This is a genomic window from Bifidobacterium primatium (genome assembly GCF_002802875.1).
Classification (GTDB): Bacteria; Actinomycetota; Actinomycetes; order Actinomycetales; family Bifidobacteriaceae; genus Galliscardovia; species Galliscardovia primatium.
Genome location: NZ_PEBI01000002.1, coordinates 88,095 through 106,904, shown reverse-complemented (window position 1 = coordinate 106,904; position 18,810 = coordinate 88,095). Strand labels below are relative to the sequence as shown.

Annotated in this window: 15 protein-coding genes; 2 read left to right on the top strand and 13 right to left on the bottom strand. The window is 63.8% G+C overall.

From position 1 onward, the window contains the following. Positions 1-99: 99 nt before the first annotated feature. The 5 genes from clpB to CS006_RS04285 all read right to left on the bottom strand — a co-directional run bounded on the left by clpB (position 100) and on the right by CS006_RS04285 (position 6,709). The gene (clpB, locus tag CS006_RS04305; RefSeq protein ID WP_100510570.1) at positions 100-2,769 is read right to left on the bottom strand and encodes an ATP-dependent chaperone ClpB; all 2,670 of its coding nucleotides are present in this window, start codon (positions 2,767-2,769) and stop codon (positions 100-102) included. Between the two features lie 113 nt (positions 2,770-2,882). Further along, the gene (locus CS006_RS04300; RefSeq protein ID WP_100510569.1) at positions 2,883-4,190 is read right to left on the bottom strand and encodes an ABC transporter permease; all 1,308 of its coding nucleotides are present in this window, start codon (positions 4,188-4,190) and stop codon (positions 2,883-2,885) included. 55 nt (positions 4,191-4,245) lie between these two features. Next, positions 4,246-5,160 (bottom strand): ATP-binding cassette domain-containing protein, encoded by a 915-nt coding sequence (locus CS006_RS04295; RefSeq protein WP_100510568.1) that lies wholly within the window; start codon positions 5,158-5,160, stop codon positions 4,246-4,248. A 66-nt stretch (positions 5,161-5,226) separates the two neighbouring features. Continuing rightward, a complete protein-coding gene (locus tag CS006_RS04290) occupies positions 5,227-6,108 on the bottom strand; it encodes a hypothetical protein (protein WP_100510567.1) in 882 nt (293 codons plus the stop codon). After that, the gene (locus CS006_RS04285) at positions 6,080-6,709 is read right to left on the bottom strand and encodes an RNA polymerase sigma factor (RefSeq protein WP_100510566.1); all 630 of its coding nucleotides are present in this window, start codon (positions 6,707-6,709) and stop codon (positions 6,080-6,082) included. The genes CS006_RS04290 and CS006_RS04285 overlap by 29 nt, the downstream gene beginning before the upstream one ends. A gap of 383 nt (positions 6,710-7,092) precedes the next feature. On the opposite strand from CS006_RS04285, the gene CS006_RS04280 reads away from it, so the two are divergent. Then, complete coding sequence (locus CS006_RS04280; RefSeq protein WP_100510565.1) at positions 7,093-8,022, top strand: AEC family transporter; 930 nt, start codon at positions 7,093-7,095, stop codon at positions 8,020-8,022. Between the two features lie 101 nt (positions 8,023-8,123). Continuing rightward, positions 8,124-8,990, top strand: a complete 867-nt coding sequence (locus CS006_RS04275; protein WP_100510564.1) for a hypothetical protein — start codon at positions 8,124-8,126, stop codon at positions 8,988-8,990. Between the two features lie 282 nt (positions 8,991-9,272). Here CS006_RS04275 and CS006_RS04270 read toward each other — a convergent pair whose 3' ends face one another. From CS006_RS04270 to CS006_RS04235, 8 genes are all read right to left on the bottom strand, one after another. Further along, the gene (locus CS006_RS04270; protein WP_165777242.1) at positions 9,273-10,361 is read right to left on the bottom strand and encodes an ABC transporter substrate-binding protein; all 1,089 of its coding nucleotides are present in this window, start codon (positions 10,359-10,361) and stop codon (positions 9,273-9,275) included. A 579-nt stretch (positions 10,362-10,940) separates the two neighbouring features. Further along, on the bottom strand, positions 10,941-11,756 hold the full coding sequence (locus CS006_RS04265; protein WP_100510563.1) for a fumarylacetoacetate hydrolase family protein: 816 nt from the start codon (positions 11,754-11,756) through the stop codon (positions 10,941-10,943). 220 nt (positions 11,757-11,976) lie between these two features. Beyond that, complete coding sequence (locus tag CS006_RS04260) at positions 11,977-12,594, bottom strand: hypothetical protein (RefSeq protein WP_133119528.1); 618 nt, start codon at positions 12,592-12,594, stop codon at positions 11,977-11,979. 922 nt (positions 12,595-13,516) lie between these two features. Next, positions 13,517-14,344: a YggS family pyridoxal phosphate-dependent enzyme gene (locus CS006_RS04255; protein WP_100510561.1), complete on the bottom strand. Its 828-nt coding sequence runs from the start codon at positions 14,342-14,344 to the stop codon at positions 13,517-13,519. Between the two features lie 87 nt (positions 14,345-14,431). Further along, a complete protein-coding gene (locus CS006_RS04250) occupies positions 14,432-15,433 on the bottom strand; it encodes a class C sortase (RefSeq protein WP_243386734.1) in 1,002 nt (333 codons plus the stop codon). 259 nt (positions 15,434-15,692) lie between these two features. Then, entirely contained in the window at positions 15,693-16,796 is a 1,104-nt protein-coding gene (locus CS006_RS04245) for a glutamyl-Q tRNA(Asp) synthetase (RefSeq protein ID WP_279324820.1), read from the bottom strand. 70 nt (positions 16,797-16,866) lie between these two features. Then, positions 16,867-17,601 carry an MIP/aquaporin family protein gene (locus tag CS006_RS04240; protein WP_100510558.1) on the bottom strand — a complete coding sequence of 245 codons (735 nt, stop codon included), beginning with the start codon at positions 17,599-17,601 and terminating at the stop codon, positions 16,867-16,869. Positions 17,602-17,820: 219 nt separating this feature from the next. Then, positions 17,821-18,711, bottom strand: coding sequence for a lysophospholipid acyltransferase family protein (locus CS006_RS04235; RefSeq protein ID WP_100510557.1), 891 nt, complete (start codon positions 18,709-18,711; stop codon positions 17,821-17,823). Positions 18,712-18,810 lie beyond the last annotated feature (99 nt).

Below are 18,810 nucleotides of genomic sequence, written 5' to 3'. Positions count from 1 at the left end.
GGAGGCCTTGATAGTCATCGACTACCGCGAATCACGGACGCGATTCGCGCCGTTCGGCCCGGACATTCAATCAGACCGAACGCTCAGTCGGCCGAACGCTCAGTCGGCCTGGACGTCGTCGATGGAGACGTCGGGGCTGTCGGGCGTGTGGTCGGCAAGCGGGTCCTCGGGCATGTCGGTGAGCTCGAGGTGTTCGCCGCCGGTCTGGTCGACGAGCACGGTGTCGCCATCGTGGATCCTGCCGCCGAGCAGCATGCGGGCCAGCTGGTCGCCGACCTCGGTCTGCACGAGGCGACGCAGCGGACGGGCGCCGTATGCCGGGTCGTAGCCGGTGTCGGCCAGCCATTCGCGTGCCGCATCGGTCACGTCGAGCGTGATCCGGCGGTCGCTCAGACGGGCGGCGACCTGCTTGACCTGGATGTTCACGATGCCGCCCAGCTCCTCGCGGGTGAGCGGATGGAACATGACGATCTCATCGAGTCGGTTGAGGAACTCCGGCTTGAAGTTCATGTGCACGGCGTCCATCACGGCCTTCTTCTTGGCGTCGGCGTCCATGTCCTCGTTGACGAGGAACTGGGAGCCGAGGTTGGAGGTCATGATGAGGATGGTGTTCTTGAAGTCGACCGTACGGCCCTGGCCGTCGGTCAGACGACCATCGTCAAGCACCTGCAGCAGCACGTCGAAGACCTCGGGGTTGGCTTTCTCGACCTCGTCGAACAGCACGACGGAGTACGGGCGACGACGCACGGCCTCGGTGAGCTGGCCGCCCTCCTCGTAGCCGACGTAGCCCGGGGCCGCGCCGATCAGACGCGAGACGCTGGCCTTCTCCATGTACTCGGACATGTCGATGCGGACCATGGCCTTCTCGTCGTCGAACAGGAAGTCGGCCAATGCCTTCGCAAGCTCGGTCTTGCCCACGCCGGTGGGGCCGAGGAACAGGAACGAGCCGGTCGGACGGTTCGGGTCGCTGATGCCGGCACGCGAACGGCGCACGGCGTCGGCCACGGCGGTGATGGCCTCCTTCTGGCCGATCACACGCTTGCCGAGGTAGTCCTCCATGTGCAGCAGCTTCTCGTTCTCGCCCTGCATGAGGCGGCCGACGGGGATGCCGGTCCAGTCGGCGACGATCTCGGCGACGGAGTCGGCGTCCACATGGTCGGGGACCATGGGCTCGCTGCCGTTCGTGCCGTTGCCGGACTTGGCCTCGGCGTCGGCGTTCTCGGCGGCGGCGAGCTCCTTCTGGATGGCGGGAATCTCGCCGTACAGGATCTTCGACGCCTTGGCGAGATCGCCTTCGCGGGTGGCCTTGTCGGCCTCGACGCGCAGGTCGTCGAGCTTGGCGCGCAGGTCGCCGACCTTGTTGTGGCCGGCCTTCTCGGCGTCCCAACGGGCCTTGAGTCCGCTGAGCTTCTCGCGCGAGTCGGCGAGTTCGGTCTGGATCTTCTCCAGACGCTCCTTGCTGGCCGGGTCCTCGGCCTTCTTCAGCTGCATCTCCTCCATTTCGAGACGCGTGACCTTGCGCTGCAGCTCGTCGATCTCCTCGGGCTGGGAGTCGAGCTCCATGCGCAGGTGCGCGGCCGCCTCGTCGACGAGGTCGATGGCCTTGTCGGGCAGCTGACGGCCGGAGATGTAGCGGTTGGAGAGCGTTGCGGCGGCAACGAGCGCGTCGTCGCCGATGGTCACCTTGTGGTGCGCCTCGTAACGCTGCTTGAGGCCACGCAGGATCGCGACGGTATCCTCAACGCTCGGCTCGCCGACGAACACCTGCTGGAAACGACGTTCGAGCGCCGGGTCCTTCTCGATGTTCTCGCGGTATTCGTCGAGCGTGGTCGCACCGATGAGGCGGAGCTCGCCGCGGGCCAGCATGGGCTTGAGCATGTTGCCGGCGTCCATGGAGCCTTCGGCCGCACCCGCGCCCACGATGGTGTGGATCTCGTCGATGAACGTGATGATCTGGCCGTCGGCGTTCTTGATCTCGTCGAGCACGCCCTTCAGGCGTTCCTCGAATTCGCCACGGTACTTGGAGCCGGCCACCATGGAACCCATGTCGAGGCTGATGAGCTTCTTGTTCTGCAGCGTGGTCGGCACATCGCCGGCGACGATACGCTGGGCGAGGCCTTCGACAACGGCGGTCTTGCCGACGCCGGGCTCGCCGATCAGCACCGGGTTGTTCTTGGTGCGGCGGGAGAGGATCTGAATCACACGACGGATCTCCTGATCGCGGCCGATGACCGGGTCGAGCTTGCCTTCCTTCGCACGGGCGGTGAGATCGGTGGAGTACTTCTCCAGCGCCTTGTAGCTGCCTTCGGCATCGGGGCTGTCGACCTTACGGCCGCCGCGGATGCCGGGAACGGCCTTGCGCAGCGCCTCGGGGGTCACGCCGGCCTGCTTGAGGATGTCGGCGGACTCGTTCGGGCCGACGGCGATGCCGATGAGCAGATGCTCGGTGGAGACGTATTCGTCGCCCATCTGCTTCATCTCCTTCTCGGCCTGCGCGAGCGCGGTGGTCAGCTGACGGCTGGCCTGCGGCTGCGACGTGCTCGAGCCGCTGGCGCTCGGCAGGGCGACCAGCGCGTTGCGAACGGCCGCGCCGACCTGCTTCGGGTCGCCGCCGGCCGCCTGGATGAGGCCGGGGACCACGCCGTTCTCCTGGCGCAGCAGCGCGTCGACCACATGCAGGGTCTCGACCTGCGCGTTGCCGGCCGCCGATGCGCTCTGGATGGCGTCCCCCAACGCTTCCTGGGTCATCCTCGTGAAGTTCTGTTCCATAATGTCCTCCAATGTCGGGTTACAACGTCTTACTGATACGGACAACCGACCTGTGGAGTATTTTATTCCCAAAACTTGAGTGATTATGACTCAAGTTTTGGGATGTGGAATCGTCACCTCGCCAGGTCGGCGCGACGGGCGCGACGCAGCGTCACTGCCCATACGGCCGCCACGACCGCGGCCATCGCAGCCGCCACGGCGATTTCGCAGCCGGGCAGTCCCGTATGCATCGACAGTGCGTTCGTCATGAGGAACGCCTCGCCCAGCACCGCGTAGATCGCGCAGAAGAGGAACAGGGCCGTCAGCGGCACGACGACGAGCAGCGCGCGGATCAGCCCGTCGAACCAATGCGTCACCCAGGCCACGCCAAGCGTGAACGTCACCGACATCACCATGCCGAGCAACGCGACCGCCGTCAGATAGCCGGCGAAATTCCAGCCGACGAACCACGGCAGCACGCTCGTGGAGAACACGGGAGTCGCCAGATACGGCCACACCTGCGGCAGCCAGACGCCGGCGAACACGGCCGCCATCACCACACAGACCGCCAGCGAGCTCAGTCCGATGGCCAGCAGCTGCACGCCGGTCATGCGGCGGCGACCGGTGCGCGACGACCACTGCAACTGCCGCATATTACGCTTGCGGTCGGTGATGAACAACGACGCCGTCAGCACGACCGACATCACCACCGAATAGACGAACATGAGGAACATCATGAGCATGGTCGTCTCATATGCGTCCGTGTATTTCTCCAGATATCCCGTGTTGTCGCGTTGCGCATAGAGACGCTCGACCTGCGCGGCGGCGGTCTTCGGCAGCGAAACCGACGCGAGGTCCGCAAGAGAACCGTCGTCAGGCAGACCGACCCGTTCGGCGAGCCCCAGGCCATTGACGACGCGCAGGGCAATGTTGCCCTTTGTCATGTTCCACTCGTAGTCGTCAATGATCTGCCGCCGGGCTTCGACGGCCCGGTACTCCGACATTGCGGTGAACTTCGAACAGTACCGATCCCATGCGTCATCGGCCTGGGCATCGGCGGAATCAGTGGCACTGGTGATGGTGTTGCCGTCGTCATCGAATCCGAACGCGTACCCGCGTTTGTCCGCCACTGTAACGAACGAATCGTAGTCGGTGATGCCGTATGTTTTCGAACGATTGTCGGCGGCGATCTTCTTGTTGAGCCGGGATTTGAGCTCGGGAAGGTCGTCTTTCATCGCGTCGACGGATTCGCGGTCGACGACCGGCCCGTATTCGTCGATAAGGCTTACGGTGTCGCCGTTGGTGATGTCGCCGGGCGCGTTGAGGTTGCCGTATTCGAGCTGGGTGTACGGCACGGCGTAGGCGATGGCCGCCACGATGAGCGCCACGACGACGCCGGGGCGCCAGATCTTGCGCAGTTCCTGAAGAAGCAGGGCGAACATGAGGGGGTCCTTTCTGGGGAAACGTGTGCGTATGGTGATGCCGATGCGGGCGGAGCTAGTCGCGGTAGGCGAGGAGGAAGGCGTCCTCGAGACTGGGAGGAACGGGGACAACGGCCCCTTCGCGCACGGACGCCGCCTCCGGCGACGCGGCAGCGGATTCGGATGCTTCGGGGAACGGATGCCGTCCCCCTATCGGATCCGGCGAGTAGATACGCTTGGCCGTCGCGCCGCCTCGCTGGATTTCGCTGAGCAGCAGCTGCCCGTCGTGCAGCACGAATCCTTCCGGCACCTCGTAGATGTGGCCTTCGAGACGTTCGCAGACTGCGGCCGGCTCGTCGTTGCACGTCACGGTGGCGCCGCCCAGCATGACGATGCGGCCGGCGATAGTCTCGAGGTCGGAGACGATATGCGTGGCGATGATCACGATATGGTCGTCGGCCAGATTATGGACGATGTTGCGGAAGCGGACGCGTTCCTTGGGATCGAGCCCGGAGGTCGGCTCGTCGAGGAGCAGGATGCGCGGCCGGTGGATGAGCGCCTGGACGATGCCGACGCGGCGGATCATGCCGCCGGAAAGCGTTCGCATCCTCTTGTCGGCCTGGTCTTCGAGGTGGACCATGGCCAGCAGCTCGTCGACGCGCGAGGCGATCTCGGCGCGGGGCACGCCCTGCAACGTGGCGATGTATTTGAGGAAGCGGCGCGGCGACTGGTTCGGATAGTAGCCGAAATCCTGCGGCAGGTAGCCGATGATGCCGCGATATCGCTCCCCCATGGCGGCGACGTCCTCGCCGTTCCAGCGAATGGTGCCGGCGTCCGGGGCGAGCAGCGTGGCGAGCAGTTTGATGAGGGTGGTCTTGCCGGCGCCGTTCGGGGCGAGCAGGCCGTAGACGCCCTGCGTGAACCCGAGGTTGATGTCGTGCAGGATGAGTTTGCCGGAAAGCTCCTTGCCGACGTGTTCCACGGTGAGCATGATGGGACCTTTCTTCTCTTCGATGGTCGGTTGGTGTTCGGCCAGACGATGACCGGGCGATGATGGCTAGGCGATTGGTGTGGCCACAGGCTTGCGGCAGTAGGTGTTCAACGATGCGAGGTAGGCGGCGGCCGAAGCGAGACCGATGGCGAGGCATACGGCCGGCGGCAGTTGGGCGAGCCAGGGGGCCGCGGTGGCGCGGGCGAGCCACAGCACCATGCCGAGCGCCAGCCATACGGTGGGCATCACCAGCGCCGAGGCGGGCCACGTGCAATGGCGCTCCACTGCCAGCTGCCCGAGCGCGAACACGAACAGCGAGGAGAACGATACGCCCAGCACGGTGACGGAGTCGAGCCTCAACCCCGCGACGCCGACGGCCACACCGAACGCCACGCACATCACGGTGGACATCGCGCCGAGCGCCAGCATGCGGACGGCGGCGATCTGGCGGAACGACCAGCGGCAGGTCCGCAGCAGGTCCAGCATGCGCACCTCGCGTTCGCGCAGCATCATGAGCAGCGCGATAGCCATGTGCAGCAGCGGCGAGACGAGGAACACCGCAACCAGCAGCACGCTGGCATGCTGCGCCACCCACAACGCATGCTCCTGCATCAACGGCATGCTCTGCGCGATCGCGCGGCCGGCCGTCGATTCGCCTTGGGCCCCTGCCCCCACCACAGCGGGAGCAAGCGCATGCCCCTGCGAGCGCATGGCCTGCGCCGCACCGAACAGAGTGGCGAACAGGGGCGCCCACGCCACGAAGGCCATCATGAGGCCGAGGAACACGCAGTCCCCCACGCCGAAGAACAGGTTGCGCATGCCCAGCGAGCGCACGACGTCAATCAGCGATGCCCACAGTCCGACGCGTCTCGGCACGCCCATGGCCACGATGTGCCGGATGCTGCGCTCGCGTTCGGCTTCAGTGGGATAGGGTATCCGCTCGTTCATCGCCGAACTCCTTTCGTATGGTCTTCATCAATCGGAACCACCGTGCCTTCACTGTCGATTCCGGGGTTCCGGTCACGGCCGCGATCTCGGTGAATGTCCGACCGGCGTACAGGTGCAGCCGATATATCTCCTGCACGGCGGGGTCGAAGTCTCGCACGCGGTTCTCGATGCGTTCCAGCAGGTCGCGGTGCGCGAGCAGGCTGACCGGGTCCGGCGCGTTGCCGTCGGCGATGTCGGGAGGGGCTCCACCCTCCCCCAAGACTCCGCCGACCGAGCCTTCGCCGCCGACCGTCGATCCAGCCGGCCCTTCAGGCAGCGGGACCGTGGCCACTCCCCGTCTTCGTCGCGCATCGATGACCTTGTATGCGGCGATCCGGTAGAGCCAGGTGGCGAACGACGCCTTTTCGGGGTCATAGGCGGCGAGCGCACCCAGCATGGCGATGAACGCCTCCTGCGTGAGATTCATGGCCTGCTGCCGGTCTCCGACCTGACGCCAGACGAATGCGAACACCGCGTCGTAATATGCGCGCACAAGCTCGTCGGCGGCCCGCCGCGAGTCACGCCGCACGATGCGTCGTATGAGCCGCATGTCGTCCGCCATCGAGCTTTCCGCCTTTCGTCTTGTCTCTTCCGGTCTCTCTCGAACGCCGCCGTCCGAGCCACCAGAGCCAGGCCGGTTTAACCGCGTTCACCCATATATTCGTATCCCCGCCCCAAAAAGTTGCAGAAACCACTTCCCGACACGCCGAAACCCCGAGTTGTGGGGGTCTGAACTGGAAGATAAAGGCCCCGGACGTTGAAAATTCGTTGCGACAACGACCTCGCAGCCAATCCAAACACCCACAACTCGGCCTTATGCGCTCAAACCGGTCCAGATTATGAAGCGCACGCCGGGAAAACGCGCTTGCCGCTCCTATACTCGCCTCTGGATTCGTCCAATGGCCGCAACCGGCCGAATATAATCCACTACGATCCGAGAGAAGCATGGTTTTCAAATCCGGCGCGCTGCTGCTGGTCATCATCGGCGCCTATCTGCTCAAGCATCTGCACATCTTCGGTGAGCGTGACTACAAGGTGGCGCAGGGGCTCGTGTTCAACATGACGTTGCCATGCGCCATCATCATGTCGTTCGCCACCAACAAGCACGACATGCGCATGCTGTGGATTGTGCTGTTCGGCTTCATCTGCTGCCTGGTGCCATTGTTCCTCGTATACTTCGGCTCGTTCCGCGACGAGAAACAGTACCGCGCATTCCAGATGCTCAACGCATCGGGCCTGAACCTCGGCGCGTTCTGCCTGCCGGTCATCCAGACGTTCATGGGGCCGTCCGCCGGACTGCCGGTCATCATGATGGATATCGGCAACGCGATGGTGGCCACAGCCGGCGCGCTGACCATCACGCGCACGCTGCTGCACATGGACGAGAACTTCAAGGCGCTGCCGCTGATTCTGCGGCTGCGCAACATCGCACGAGACTTCCTCGGCTCCATATCGTTCGACATCTACATGCTCATGCTGGTGTTCATGTTCGCGCACATCACCATTCCACAGCCGATCGTCACGCTCATCACGCCGTTCGCCAATGCGAACGCGTTCTGCACGATGGCGATGATCGGCCTGATGATGGAGGTTCCGAGCGTGCGCAAGGACCGCATCGAACTGCTGAAGGTCATCGCGTGGCGCGCGGTGTTCAGCGTGTTCATCGCGCTGGGTGCGTGGTATCTCATGCCGTTCCCGCTGCATATCCGCGAGATTCTCACGCTAGCCGCATTCTCGCCGATCACCATCTTCTCCACGAAGTTCACGGATTCGCTCACCGGCAACGCCAAGCTCGCCGGATTCTCGCTTACCGCAACTGCCGTGATCAGCCTCGTCGCCATGACCGCCCTGCACGCGGTGCTGCCGGCGGCATAGGACCCCGCACCCCTGCCTGGAATTGTGGATAGCCCTGAAGTTATCCACAATTTTCCGAGGGTGGTTGCCGTACCGGGCTACAGGCCGGTACGTTTGGCGGCATGACTCCATACAACGGCGAGGGAATCGCCTACACCGCGCTCGCCGCCACTGCCCAGGAAACGCTTGCCCTCTGCGAGGCCGCCGTCCGCACCTCACGGGTTCCGCTGACATTCAGCCATGTGACCGCGCTTCAGCTCCTCGGCATCGAGCCGCCGCTCCATTGCGGGCTTGACGACTCACTGCTGCACGTCGTGGTGCAGGACCAGCGGCAACGTCATTCCACAGCCGGAATCCAAAGACATTTATGGAGAAACGACTTCCATCTGCTGCACTTATCCGAGTCCGTGGAATGTGTGAATGCGCTTACGGCATGGGCGCAGATGTCTCCGTTCCTGAATCTGGGAGAGCTCATCGTGCTCGGTGATTCCCTACTGCGGCGCAATCCGCTGCTCAAGCAATGCGACATCGCCGACTTCGCCGGCTTTCTTCGTGCAACCAACGCATTCAGAGGCAAGGCGAAATGCCAAAAAGCCGTACGATTCATCCCCGAAGGCACCGACTCCTCATGGGAGACGCGCATTCGCCTGGTATTACGGCAATACGGCCTGCCAGAGGCAATACCGAACTTCGCAGTGTATGACAAAAACCTCGGCTGTTACCTGCACATTAATCTCGCCTATCCGGATTGCAAGGTGGGCATCGAGTTCCAAGGAGACCATCACCGTACTTCCAAAGGCCAATACGCTTTCGACCAGAAGAAGAAACGCCACCTTGAGCATCAGGGCTGGCGCATCATCCCCGTGGTGGCAGCCGACATCGCGACCGAATCCCTCCGGCTGGAGCTGGCTCGCATCATCGCCAAGGCCATTGGCCGTCAAATGCCCACGGCGGCTCTCCCTCGATACCGCGAGCTCTGCGAAATCTGACCCTTCTCAACCCCAAACCCCGAGTTGTGGGTGTTTGATTTGGGAAAAACGCTTCTGCGACAACGAAATTTCAATGTCCCAGACCCATGTCTCCCGAAACAAACACCCACAACTCACACTTTCCCCTTCCGATGGCATAGAAAAGCCGCCGCGCGGCGTGGAAACCGTGCGGCGGTGCATCCCCCAACCCAAATTCTGCGGTCCGGACCGTCCTCGGCCGAGCCGAAGCCGGAGCCGAACCGGGAACCCGGACGGGCCGAATCCGGAATCCGAGACCCGGCGCTACTTGGCGAGGAACTCGTTGGTGGCGACGTCCTTGGCCTTGGGCGCGGTGTTCACCGTGTTGCCCTTGGCGTCAGTGTAGGTGTGCGACTCGTTGAGGAAGTCGAAGTACTTCTGCGTCTCGACGAAGTCGTTGGTGCCGAGGACGAACGAGCCGTCCTTGATCTTCGCCGGGTCGCCCCAGTACTTGCCGTCGACGATCACGTGCATGCTCTTCTTGACGAAGTCCTCCTTGAGGTTGGCGTCGGGCGCCTCCTTCACGAGGATCTTCGCGGCGTCGTCGGGGTTGGAGTACGCGTACTCGTAGCCCTTCTGCGAGGCCTGCACGAACTTCTTCACCAGTTCGGGGTTGTTCTTGATGGTCTTGTCGCTGGTGATGATGCCGATGGAGTCGGCGTTGCCGGGCACACCGTAGTCGGGCTCGGTGAAGCAGTTGAGCTTCGGGCCGTACATGTCGGCCTGCACGCCCTCCCAGGTGGCGTAGAAGCCGCCGAAGTCGGCCTTACCGGAGCTGAGCGTCTGGAACGTGTTGGTGCCGGCGGTCACCTTGTCGAACTTGCCCTTGCCGCCGTCGAACTGAATCATGCGGCGCACCACGGCGTCGGATTCGTTGGAGCCGAACGTGGCGAAGGTCTTGCCGTCGAGGTCCTTCGGCGACTTGATGCTCTTGTTGCTGGCGAGTGCGCACCAGATGGCGCTCGGCTTCTGCTGCACCTGCATGACCTGCTTGATGGTGGCGCCCTTGAGGCTGTAGTCGGCGGTGTTGGTCATGTTGGAGAGGGCGAAGTCGGCGACGCCGTTGTTCACGGCCTGTTCGGCGCCGGCCTGCGCCACGGCGACGATGTCGACGTCGAGTCCGGCGTCCTTGAAGTAGCCCTTGTTCTTGGCGACGTAGACGCCGATGTGGTTGGTGTCGGGCGCCCAGGAGAGCATGAACGTGACCTTCTTGAGGCCGCTGGAGCTGCCGGAGTCGGAGGCGTCGTTCGTGGAGCCGCATGCGGCGAGCGAGAACGCCATGGCCGCGGCGCCGGCCACGGCTACGACCTTACGAAGATTCCTGCGGATTGCTGAAGCAAAACCATGAGTCATGATGATTCGATTTCCCTAGATCTTCTTCACTATCGTTCTCTGGGAATGCTCGATTTCAGCGGATTTGGGGCAGAAAACGATACGGAGGTCCCTGGGTCCGCCCGTCCAATGCCCCCGGAGGCGGTCGATTCCGGCCCGCGCTCTCGGTTTGCCACACATTGGCGTTCAAGCGCGTCAATTATATATAGGGTTCTTCGACAAGGCGCCCCAAAATCAAACCCGTCTCTTCACGAATTGCAAGATACCGATATATCCGACGATTCGCGACATCCACGAATCACAAGATGCACCGATATCCGACGATTCATCGCAGGTCGCCTAGTATACGAATCGTCCGATACCAGAATATTCCATAATTCGTGGACTCGAAGCCCGCGCACGAATCGCAAGATACGCCAGTATCCGACGATTCATCACCGTAATTTCGGTCATAATCAGCCATGAATACGCAAATACCGTCATATCCGACGATTCGTGGAAAAAACGAATCGTCGGATATGACGGTATTCATCGATTCGCGCACGGGAAATTCGGCGCACGCGCCTGCATAGTCGCGATGCCGAGCGTCCCGTATCGCCGTCAGCCGCGGACGACGACGTTGCGCAGGTCGCCGATGCCTTCGACGTGCACGACGGCCTCGTCGCCGGGGCGCAGCGTGCCGGAGGCGTTGGGCGTGCCGGTGAGGATGACGTCGCCGGGCAGCAGCGTGGAGAACGAGGAGATCGCGGCGATCTGGGCCGGGATCGAGTGGATCAGGCCGGCGGTGGTGCCGGACGCCTCGGGCACGACCTCGCCGTTGAGCGAGAATCCGATCTTGGTGTCGGACCAGTCGAGGTCGGTCTGGATCCACGGGCCGAGCGGGCAGGAGGTGTCGAAGCCCTTGGCGCGCGTCCACATCGGGTCGAGGCCCTGGATGTCTCGCAGCGTCACGTCGTTGACGCAGGTGTAGCCGAGCACGTAGTCCATGGCCTTCTCGACGGGCACGTTCTTGGCGATGCGGCCGATGACGACGGCCACTTCGGGCTCGAAGTTCATGTCGTCGGAGTACGACGGCAGCACGATCGGATCGTCGGGGCCGATGACCGACGTGGACGGCTTGGTGAAGATGACCATCTCCTCGGGCGCGACCTTGATGTCGGAAAGGCCCTTGTTGGCCATGAATTCGGTGTGGGCCTGGTAGTTCTTGGCAAGGCCGAACACCTTGGACGGGATGATGGGCGCGAGCAGGCGCAGTCCTTCGGTGTCGAGCGCGTAGCGTTCGCCGGTGGGGCGCACCTCGGTCGGACCGAGCGGGAAGCCGTCGAGCGCGACGAGGTAGTCCTTGCCGTCGTTCTCATCGGTCTGCACGAAGGCGTACTGCGGTTTGTCGTTGATGGAAAAGCGTGCGATTCTCATACGCCCAGTGTAGCCCAGCAGGGTGCGGCACGGACCGTCGTAAGCCGACCGCGTGGAACGCTTTGCGAACAAGCCATGCGGGTCCCTCACCGATGAATCACGGAACCGTTCGAGAGAAATCCCCGTATCGGAGGATTCATGCACACGGATTCATGCACGCGGGTAAGTCAGCATCGAGCCAACGGCGAATCACAACAGACCAACGGCGAATAACGGCGAATCATTCGGCCGGTTCCGCGGCAGGATTCCCCGCGGCGACGCCCCCGGCATCGGATTCCGCCGCAACATCCGACGATGCCGCCACGCCAGCGCCCTTCCCGATGCCATACCGCGCCATTCGTTCTCCGGCACGCTCGGCCTTGCGCATCTCCGCCTGGTTGCGCTTCTGTTCGCGCAGCAGCATGGCACGCACGTCCTTCAGTTCGCGTTCGAGCTCCTCGATGCGACGCAGCTGGGATTCGAGCAGCATTTCGCGCAACGCATTGGATTCGTCGATGTGTTCGGCGGCGATGCCGCTGGATTCCGCGATCTTCTGCTTGAGCACGTCCACCCTCGGCACCTGTGGCTTCTCCGGCACGGGTTCGCCGTTGATCTTCGGCAGTACGGTCTTGCGCCAGCGTGCGATGCAGCGTTCGATGCGCTTGTATCCGATCAGCGAGGAGTCGAGGCCGGCGTCGCGGAAGATCTGCACGGGCGAGTCGCCAGCGGCGTACCGTGTCATGCATTGCACTTTGAAGGCCTCGGAATAGGCGATTCGCTTGTCCACCACGTCGGTCACCGCAGGCAGCGAGCGTAGGTACGCGACTTCCTTGCGGGTAAAATCACCGTTGTTGGCCACTGTAGTACACCTTCTTCTATTCAGATCGCCTGTCCCCGCCGATGATCGGCGCGTCGGAATCGCTCGTCGGGGTCCGCTGGGGCAAGCCACCTGAGACCCGGCAGCAACGATACCGTCGGTGTCTAGGGATTGGTCGCAAGCTTCCTGACCGTTTGATGGGCGTCCGCCGCACGCGTCATATGCGCAATCCGGGAGGAATGCCCCTCTTCGGTAGCCGCGTCACGTACGACGTCGGCGCCGTCGGCCTTGTCAGCTCGCAGTTTCCCACACTCCGTCATCGTCATTGCCAATGTTTGCTTCGGGGGGGGGGGCTACGTGATTATATCATGGTGCCGCGGTGCGGCATTACCACCCTCCCGTCATAATCCACTCATAATACATGAGATTTTTGGGTGGACGGCCGGAAAATCATGGCGTCACAACTATAGGGAATCACGTCCCATATATTGGTCAGAACGCCATCCGACCGATGGCGCACATCACGAATTCCCCCGAGTGTCGTCCCTCATCCCCGACCATTCACCCGTTATACACCCTCCACATCGGTCGAATCAACTGACTATGGTCGCGTTTCACGAGGGGGCGGCGGCATCGGGCCGCCAACCGCGAACCAACGTCCGCCCTGAAGTGCGAACGCTTTTTCACGGTTGAACGCGGTAGCAAACCCTGTCATCATCGGCAATCAGCCGTATCGCATGATGGACACACGACACGCCGAGAGCGAACGGACGGGCGGCCGCGCACAGCCGGCATCAGGCACTCGACCGGTCTTGAACAACGAACGACCTCGAACAACGAACGACCTCGAACAACGGACGGTCTCAAACAGACGGACGACGACGAACAGACAGCGGCGAACAGCAGACAGGCGGCGACGAACGGACCACGACGGATGAATCGCGGCGAACGAGAAACTGGAGGGTCAGATGAACGCGCGTTCGCCGAAGATGGCCGTGCCCACGCGAACGATGGTGGAGCCTTCGTCGATGGCGATGGCCATGTCGTGCGTCATGCCCATCGACAGTTCGCGGCAATCGGCGAGCGCCGCGTCGCCGGAGGCGAGCAACGCGTCGCGGGTTTCGCGAAGGTGGGCGAAGCCGCCGCGGATGGTCGCTTCGTCGTGCACATGGGCGCCGATGGTCATCAGGCCTTCGAGACGAAGGCCGGGAAGTGCGGCGACGGCGGCCGCGAGGTCGGCGGCCGCGTCGGGCGCGCAGCCGGATTTCGATTCCTCGCCCGATTCGTTGACCTCGAGCAGCACGCCGACCGTTATCCCGCGCGCCTCGGCGCGGCGGGAGATCTTCTGCGCCAGCGACAGGCTATCGACGGATTCGATGGTCGTGACGTACGGCAGCACCTTGTTGATCTTGTTGGATTGCAGCTGGCCGATGAGATGGAACGGCAGCGGCGTCGCGGCGTCGCCCGTGCCGGCGTCGCCGTCGGCGGCCGTGCCCAGCGCGAAGCCGCGTTCGGCGCATCGCGCCGTCAGCCCCGCCACCTTGACGTCGACCTCCTGCGGACGGTTCTCGCCGATCATGCGCACGCCGGCGTCGATGGCCGCCATGATCTCGCCGACGTCGCGGGTCTTCGTGGCCGCCAGCAGACGCACCTCACCGGCCTTGCGTCCGGCCTTGGACTCGGCTTCGGCGATGCCGTCGAGCACGCGGTGCACGCCGTCGGCGATCTTGCGGGCGCGCGCCTCGTCGATCGTCTCGTTGGCAAGATTCTTGTGATCCATGTACGCGACCATATCCACCCCTCGTCTGGCATGCCGACGGCATGCGGTTACGTCGTCACATCTTCAATCGTATGGCTTCAATCGTATGGTAGTACGAATTCACCAGCGCTGCGGCCAGATCGCTCCGTGATGCATGACCCGCCATGGCATGCGGCGCAGACGACGCAGGGCGGAAACCAGCAGCCATCCGCCGAGCAGCGTTCCCACGCCGGTGATGATGGCGATGTTGCGCGCGTCATGCAGGTCGCCGGGATCCGGTGCCGGCAGGGGAATGGAGACGCGGTGGCCGGAGATGAGCAGACGATGCGTGTTGACGCCGTATGGCGTACATGTCATGAGCGTGACGCGGTCCTCGCCGGGCACGATGCGCAGCTTCGAGGTGTCGTCGGGCTTGATGACGCTGATCTTGTCGACCTTGTATCCCAGCGTTTCGCCCATGACCTCGATGTAGAAGAAGTCGCCGGGACGTATCTCGTCGAGTCGTGTGAACATGAGGGCCTCGACCAGACCGCGATGGCCGGTAATCACCGAATGCGTCGACTTGCCGCCCACCGGCAGCGACGATCCGTACAGATGGCCGGCGCCCGAGGCGAGCGCCTCCTCCGACGTACCGTGGTAGATGGGCAGGTCGATGGAGACCTTCGGCACCTTGATGGTGCCCATCACGCCGTTGCCGGCGTCGAGCAGCGACTGGTACTCCTTGTCCTTGGCGGCGGCGGAGTCCTCGCTTTTCGCCTTGCTGCCGCCGGCGGCCGCCGTGAACGGGTCGACGGCCTCGCCGAGCACCGGCTGTCCGGATTTCGCGAGCTTCTCGTTGTAGGCGCGGGCGGCGGCAAGCGACTCCTTGGCCTGCGGATACGGCCATCCGGCGACGTTCTGCGCGGCGCTGGACGATGTCTCGGCGAGACGCTGCGACGACTGGTACTGCAATACGATGGGGAATCCGGCCACGCAGATGGCGGCGAGCAGCAGCGCGATGGTCACGATGCGCATGGCGAGCAGGCGGCGTTTGAGGGAACGGCGTTCGGCGGCGAGGTCGGAGACGTCGATGACGTCGGCGAACGGCCGACGGGACTCCGACGATTGCGACCGCTGATGCATCCCCTCGTCCCGAGCCGCATCCGGCGTTGTCTTCAGCGTCGTCTCCGGCTCGGACGTTGACCGCGCATTCGCTGCATGCCTGTGGCGCGGCTTGCGAAAACGTCCGCCCGACATCGCATCCTCCCCTCTTGTGAAGCAACCTCTTGATTATTTCACGTTTTGGCAGGGGGCCCAACCCCCGTCCCCAATCCGGTCACATATCGGCGGTGCCACGAAGACCCGTCGTCGGCCCGAACGGCGGTCGACTGCATGAGGTCAGTTACGTGCGGTCAGTTACGTGCGGTCGGCGCGGGGTCAGCTGTGTAAGATCGCAGAGACGGTCGGCATGGTCGCGTTCGAGTCCCCGCCACGAGAACAACGGCAGCAGTTCCTGCGGCAGCACCGGCTGTGGTTCGGGGATGAGGCGCAGCAGCCATGCGCAATAGCCCACGATCGTTTCGGGCCGTACCCCTTCCTCCCGCAGGGCGCCGAGGTCGAGGGCGCGGTCGCGTTTGGCAAGGCGTTTACCGTGCGGATCGTCGATCAGCGGCAGGTGGGCGAAACGGATATCCCCAGAATTATGCGCGTCGTCCACATTCGCGGCCCCGCCTGCGTCCGCGCTCGCATCCGCGCCCATTTGTTCAGGCAGGATGCCGCCCGCTACGAGCCGGTCGCGAATCCACAGCTGCAGGGCGGTCGACCGCAGCAGGTCGCGCCCGCGCACCACGTCGTTCACGCCCATCATCAGGTCGTCCACGACCACGGCCAGCTGATACGAATACAGTCCATCCGACCGACGCAGCACGGTGTCGCCGATCTGCCGGGCGAGGTCGAAGCGCTGCCGGCCGTAGATTTCGTCATCAAATTCGATTGCGCGCTGCGACAGACGACAACGCCATGAATGCCGCCTGCCGGCGGCGAGGCGTCCCTCGCGCTCGGTCGGGTCGAGACGGGCACATGTGCCGGGATAGATCACGTAGCCGTCGCCCTCCTGCGGGGCCGATGCCGCACGGATCTCGGCGCGCGAGCAGAAGCAGGGGTAGAGCACGTCGTGGTCGCGCAATGCGGCGAGTGCCCGCTCGTACAGGTCGCCGCGGTCGGACTGGTAGACGGGCTCGCCGTCCCAGTCGAGACCAAGCCAAGTGAGGTCGTCCATGATCCAACGGTCGGCGTCGGGTTTGACGCGAGGCATATCGATGTCCTCGATGCGCAGCAGAAGGCGACCGGCGGCGGAATTTCCGTCATGACCGGCGCGGGCGCTGAGCCAGGCCGCCAGCGCCGCATACACGTTGCCGATATGCATGCGCCCGGTCGGCGAAGGCGCAAGCCTTCCCACGACCGGGCGATGAGCGGTATTGCCGTTGCGTTCGTTACGTTCCTTCACGCCTGTAGTCTACCGACGACGCTGCGACGAAGGTCGCATATCAGACGGCGAACGCGACACGGACGTCATATCAGACGGCGAACAGCACCTTGTAGAGGAACGCGCCGACGATGGCGCCGGCGATCGGGGCCACGACCGGGATCCAGACTTCGTTCCAGCGGGAGCCGCCCTTGTGGGCGATCGGCAGGATCTGGTGCAGGAGTCGCGGCATGAGGTCACGGGCCGGGTTCAGACCGGGGCCGGTCGGGCCGCCGAGCGAGGTGACCAGACCCCACACGATGAAGCCGACCACGATGGAGGCGGCGGCGAGGTCCTTGGCACCCCACGGCAGCAGCAAGCAGCACAGGGCGCCGAGCACGAGCACGAGCGTGCCGAAGAACTCGTTGAGGAAGTAGTTGAAGCGGGAGCCCTCGGCGTCGGTGGTGGAGAAGGTGGCGAAGATGGCCTCCGGGTCCTCGGTGTCGCGGTAGTGCGGGTAGTAGGTGGCGAAGACGACGAGCTGGCCGGCGACGGCGCCCAGCAGCTGGGCGACGATGTACGGGGCGACCTCGTTCCACGGGAACATGCCGTTGACGGCCTGGGCGATTGTCATGGCCGGGTTGATGTGCGCGCCGGAGACGCCGCCGAACATGAGCACGGGGAACATGACGCCGAAGCCGTAGCCCATGGCGATGTTCAGCCATCCGGCGTGGTAGCCCTTGGTGTTCTTGAGTTCGGTGTTGGCCACGGAACCGTTGCCGAAGATCATGAGGATGGCGGTGCCGACGAATTCGGCGGCCAGTTTGGTCATCAGTGAGTATTCCACAGTAAGTCCTTGAAAAAATCCCTGGATTTCGTTCTCTCTCAGCCTGCCGAGGCCGATGGCCGGATGGGCGCGGGCTTGCGGCAGTGTGCCAGATAGGCAAACAGGGGATATTTTAGCCAAGGGCTTGACTTCGCGGCACGGGTTGGAGGCGGGACCGGCGTCACGCGGGCCGGAGGCCGTCGCATGGGTCGGCCTCCGGCCCGCGTGCTGCGGATTGTGTCAGTCGAGCGGCACCCGCTTCATGGTGCGATAGTCCCAGTAGCCTTCCTTGGGGAATTTCTCGCCGCGAATCTCCTCAAGGAGTTCGTTGAGACGGGTGAACATGCGCCATTTGAGTGCTTCCACGGCTTCGGCCGGCGGCTCCTCGCCCCAGGAGTCCATGTCTTCGAGCAGGTCCGCGTAGTCGAGCCGATGATCGTAGCACATGACGACGTTCTTGCGAGGCCATGGCCACCAGTGGTTGATGGAGGCGGCGCCCCAGGTGGCGGCGCAGAACAGCGGCACCTGGCGGCCGAGGCGTCGGGAGGATTCGAGCGCGATGTAGGCCGCGCCCTCCTTGATGCTCATCACCCATTTCTGCGGGTCGCGGGTCACCGTGCCTTCCGGCCAGACGGTGAGCGGACGGCCGGAGGTGAGGATGTCGATGGACGTCTCCTCGATCTGCTTGGCCTTGCCGGAATGACGCTGGACTGGCTGCATGCCGACGATCTGGAACCATTTGCCGATGAGCGGCCATTTGGCCATTTCCGCCTTGGCCATGTAACGAGGGCGGCGGCCCATGTGGAATAGGCTGGCCATCGGCACGAACACATCGAACATGGTCACATGCGAGGCGGCGGTGATGAACGGACCAGTTTCGGGAATGTTGTCGAGTCCCCACGCGCGGGTGCGGCAGCTGGCGTTGAAGACGACGTCGACGCCTTTGAGCAGGCGTTTCGTGCCCTTGGGGTTCTGCGCGTTGATTTCCGGGATGTTGGCCTTGCGGTTCGGGCCGGTCGGGAAGTCATGCATCGGGTCGACGAGACGATGCTTCCTCGCGAGTTCGGCGACGCGCGCGTCGCTCAGGGGCTTGACCGCGGAACGCGGAGACGGTTTTCCTTTGGATGCCATGCCCTCTATTGTGCCGCAAGGCCGCCCCACAGCATAAAAAATCGGGAGACGCGTGTGGCTTCAAGGCGCCCGAGGGAAGGCGTACGAAGGTACGTCGAC

Bases quoted from the DNA above. Each gene is read 5' to 3' on its own strand.
- clpB (WP_100510570.1), bottom strand. From the start codon at position 2,769: ATGGAACAGAACTTCACGAGGATGACCCAGGAAGCGTTGGGGGACGCC.
- CS006_RS04300 (WP_100510569.1), bottom strand. From the start codon at position 4,190: ATGTTCGCCCTGCTTCTTCAGGAACTGCGCAAGATCTGGCGCCCCGGC.
- CS006_RS04295 (WP_100510568.1), bottom strand. From the start codon at position 5,160: ATGCTCACCGTGGAACACGTCGGCAAGGAGCTTTCCGGCAAACTCATC.
- CS006_RS04290 (WP_100510567.1), bottom strand. From the start codon at position 6,108: ATGAACGAGCGGATACCCTATCCCACTGAAGCCGAACGCGAGCGCAGC.
- CS006_RS04285 (WP_100510566.1), bottom strand. From the start codon at position 6,709: ATGGCGGACGACATGCGGCTCATACGACGCATCGTGCGGCGTGACTCG.
- CS006_RS04280 (WP_100510565.1), top strand. From the start codon at position 7,093: ATGGTTTTCAAATCCGGCGCGCTGCTGCTGGTCATCATCGGCGCCTAT.
- CS006_RS04275 (WP_100510564.1), top strand. From the start codon at position 8,124: ATGACTCCATACAACGGCGAGGGAATCGCCTACACCGCGCTCGCCGCC.
- CS006_RS04270 (WP_165777242.1), bottom strand. From the start codon at position 10,361: ATGACTCATGGTTTTGCTTCAGCAATCCGCAGGAATCTTCGTAAGGTC.
- CS006_RS04265 (WP_100510563.1), bottom strand. From the start codon at position 11,756: ATGAGAATCGCACGCTTTTCCATCAACGACAAACCGCAGTACGCCTTC.
- CS006_RS04255 (WP_100510561.1), bottom strand. From the start codon at position 14,344: ATGGTCGCGTACATGGATCACAAGAATCTTGCCAACGAGACGATCGAC.
- CS006_RS04250 (WP_243386734.1), bottom strand. From the start codon at position 15,433: ATGCATCAGCGGTCGCAATCGTCGGAGTCCCGTCGGCCGTTCGCCGAC.
- CS006_RS04235 (WP_100510557.1), bottom strand. From the start codon at position 18,711: ATGGCATCCAAAGGAAAACCGTCTCCGCGTTCCGCGGTCAAGCCCCTG.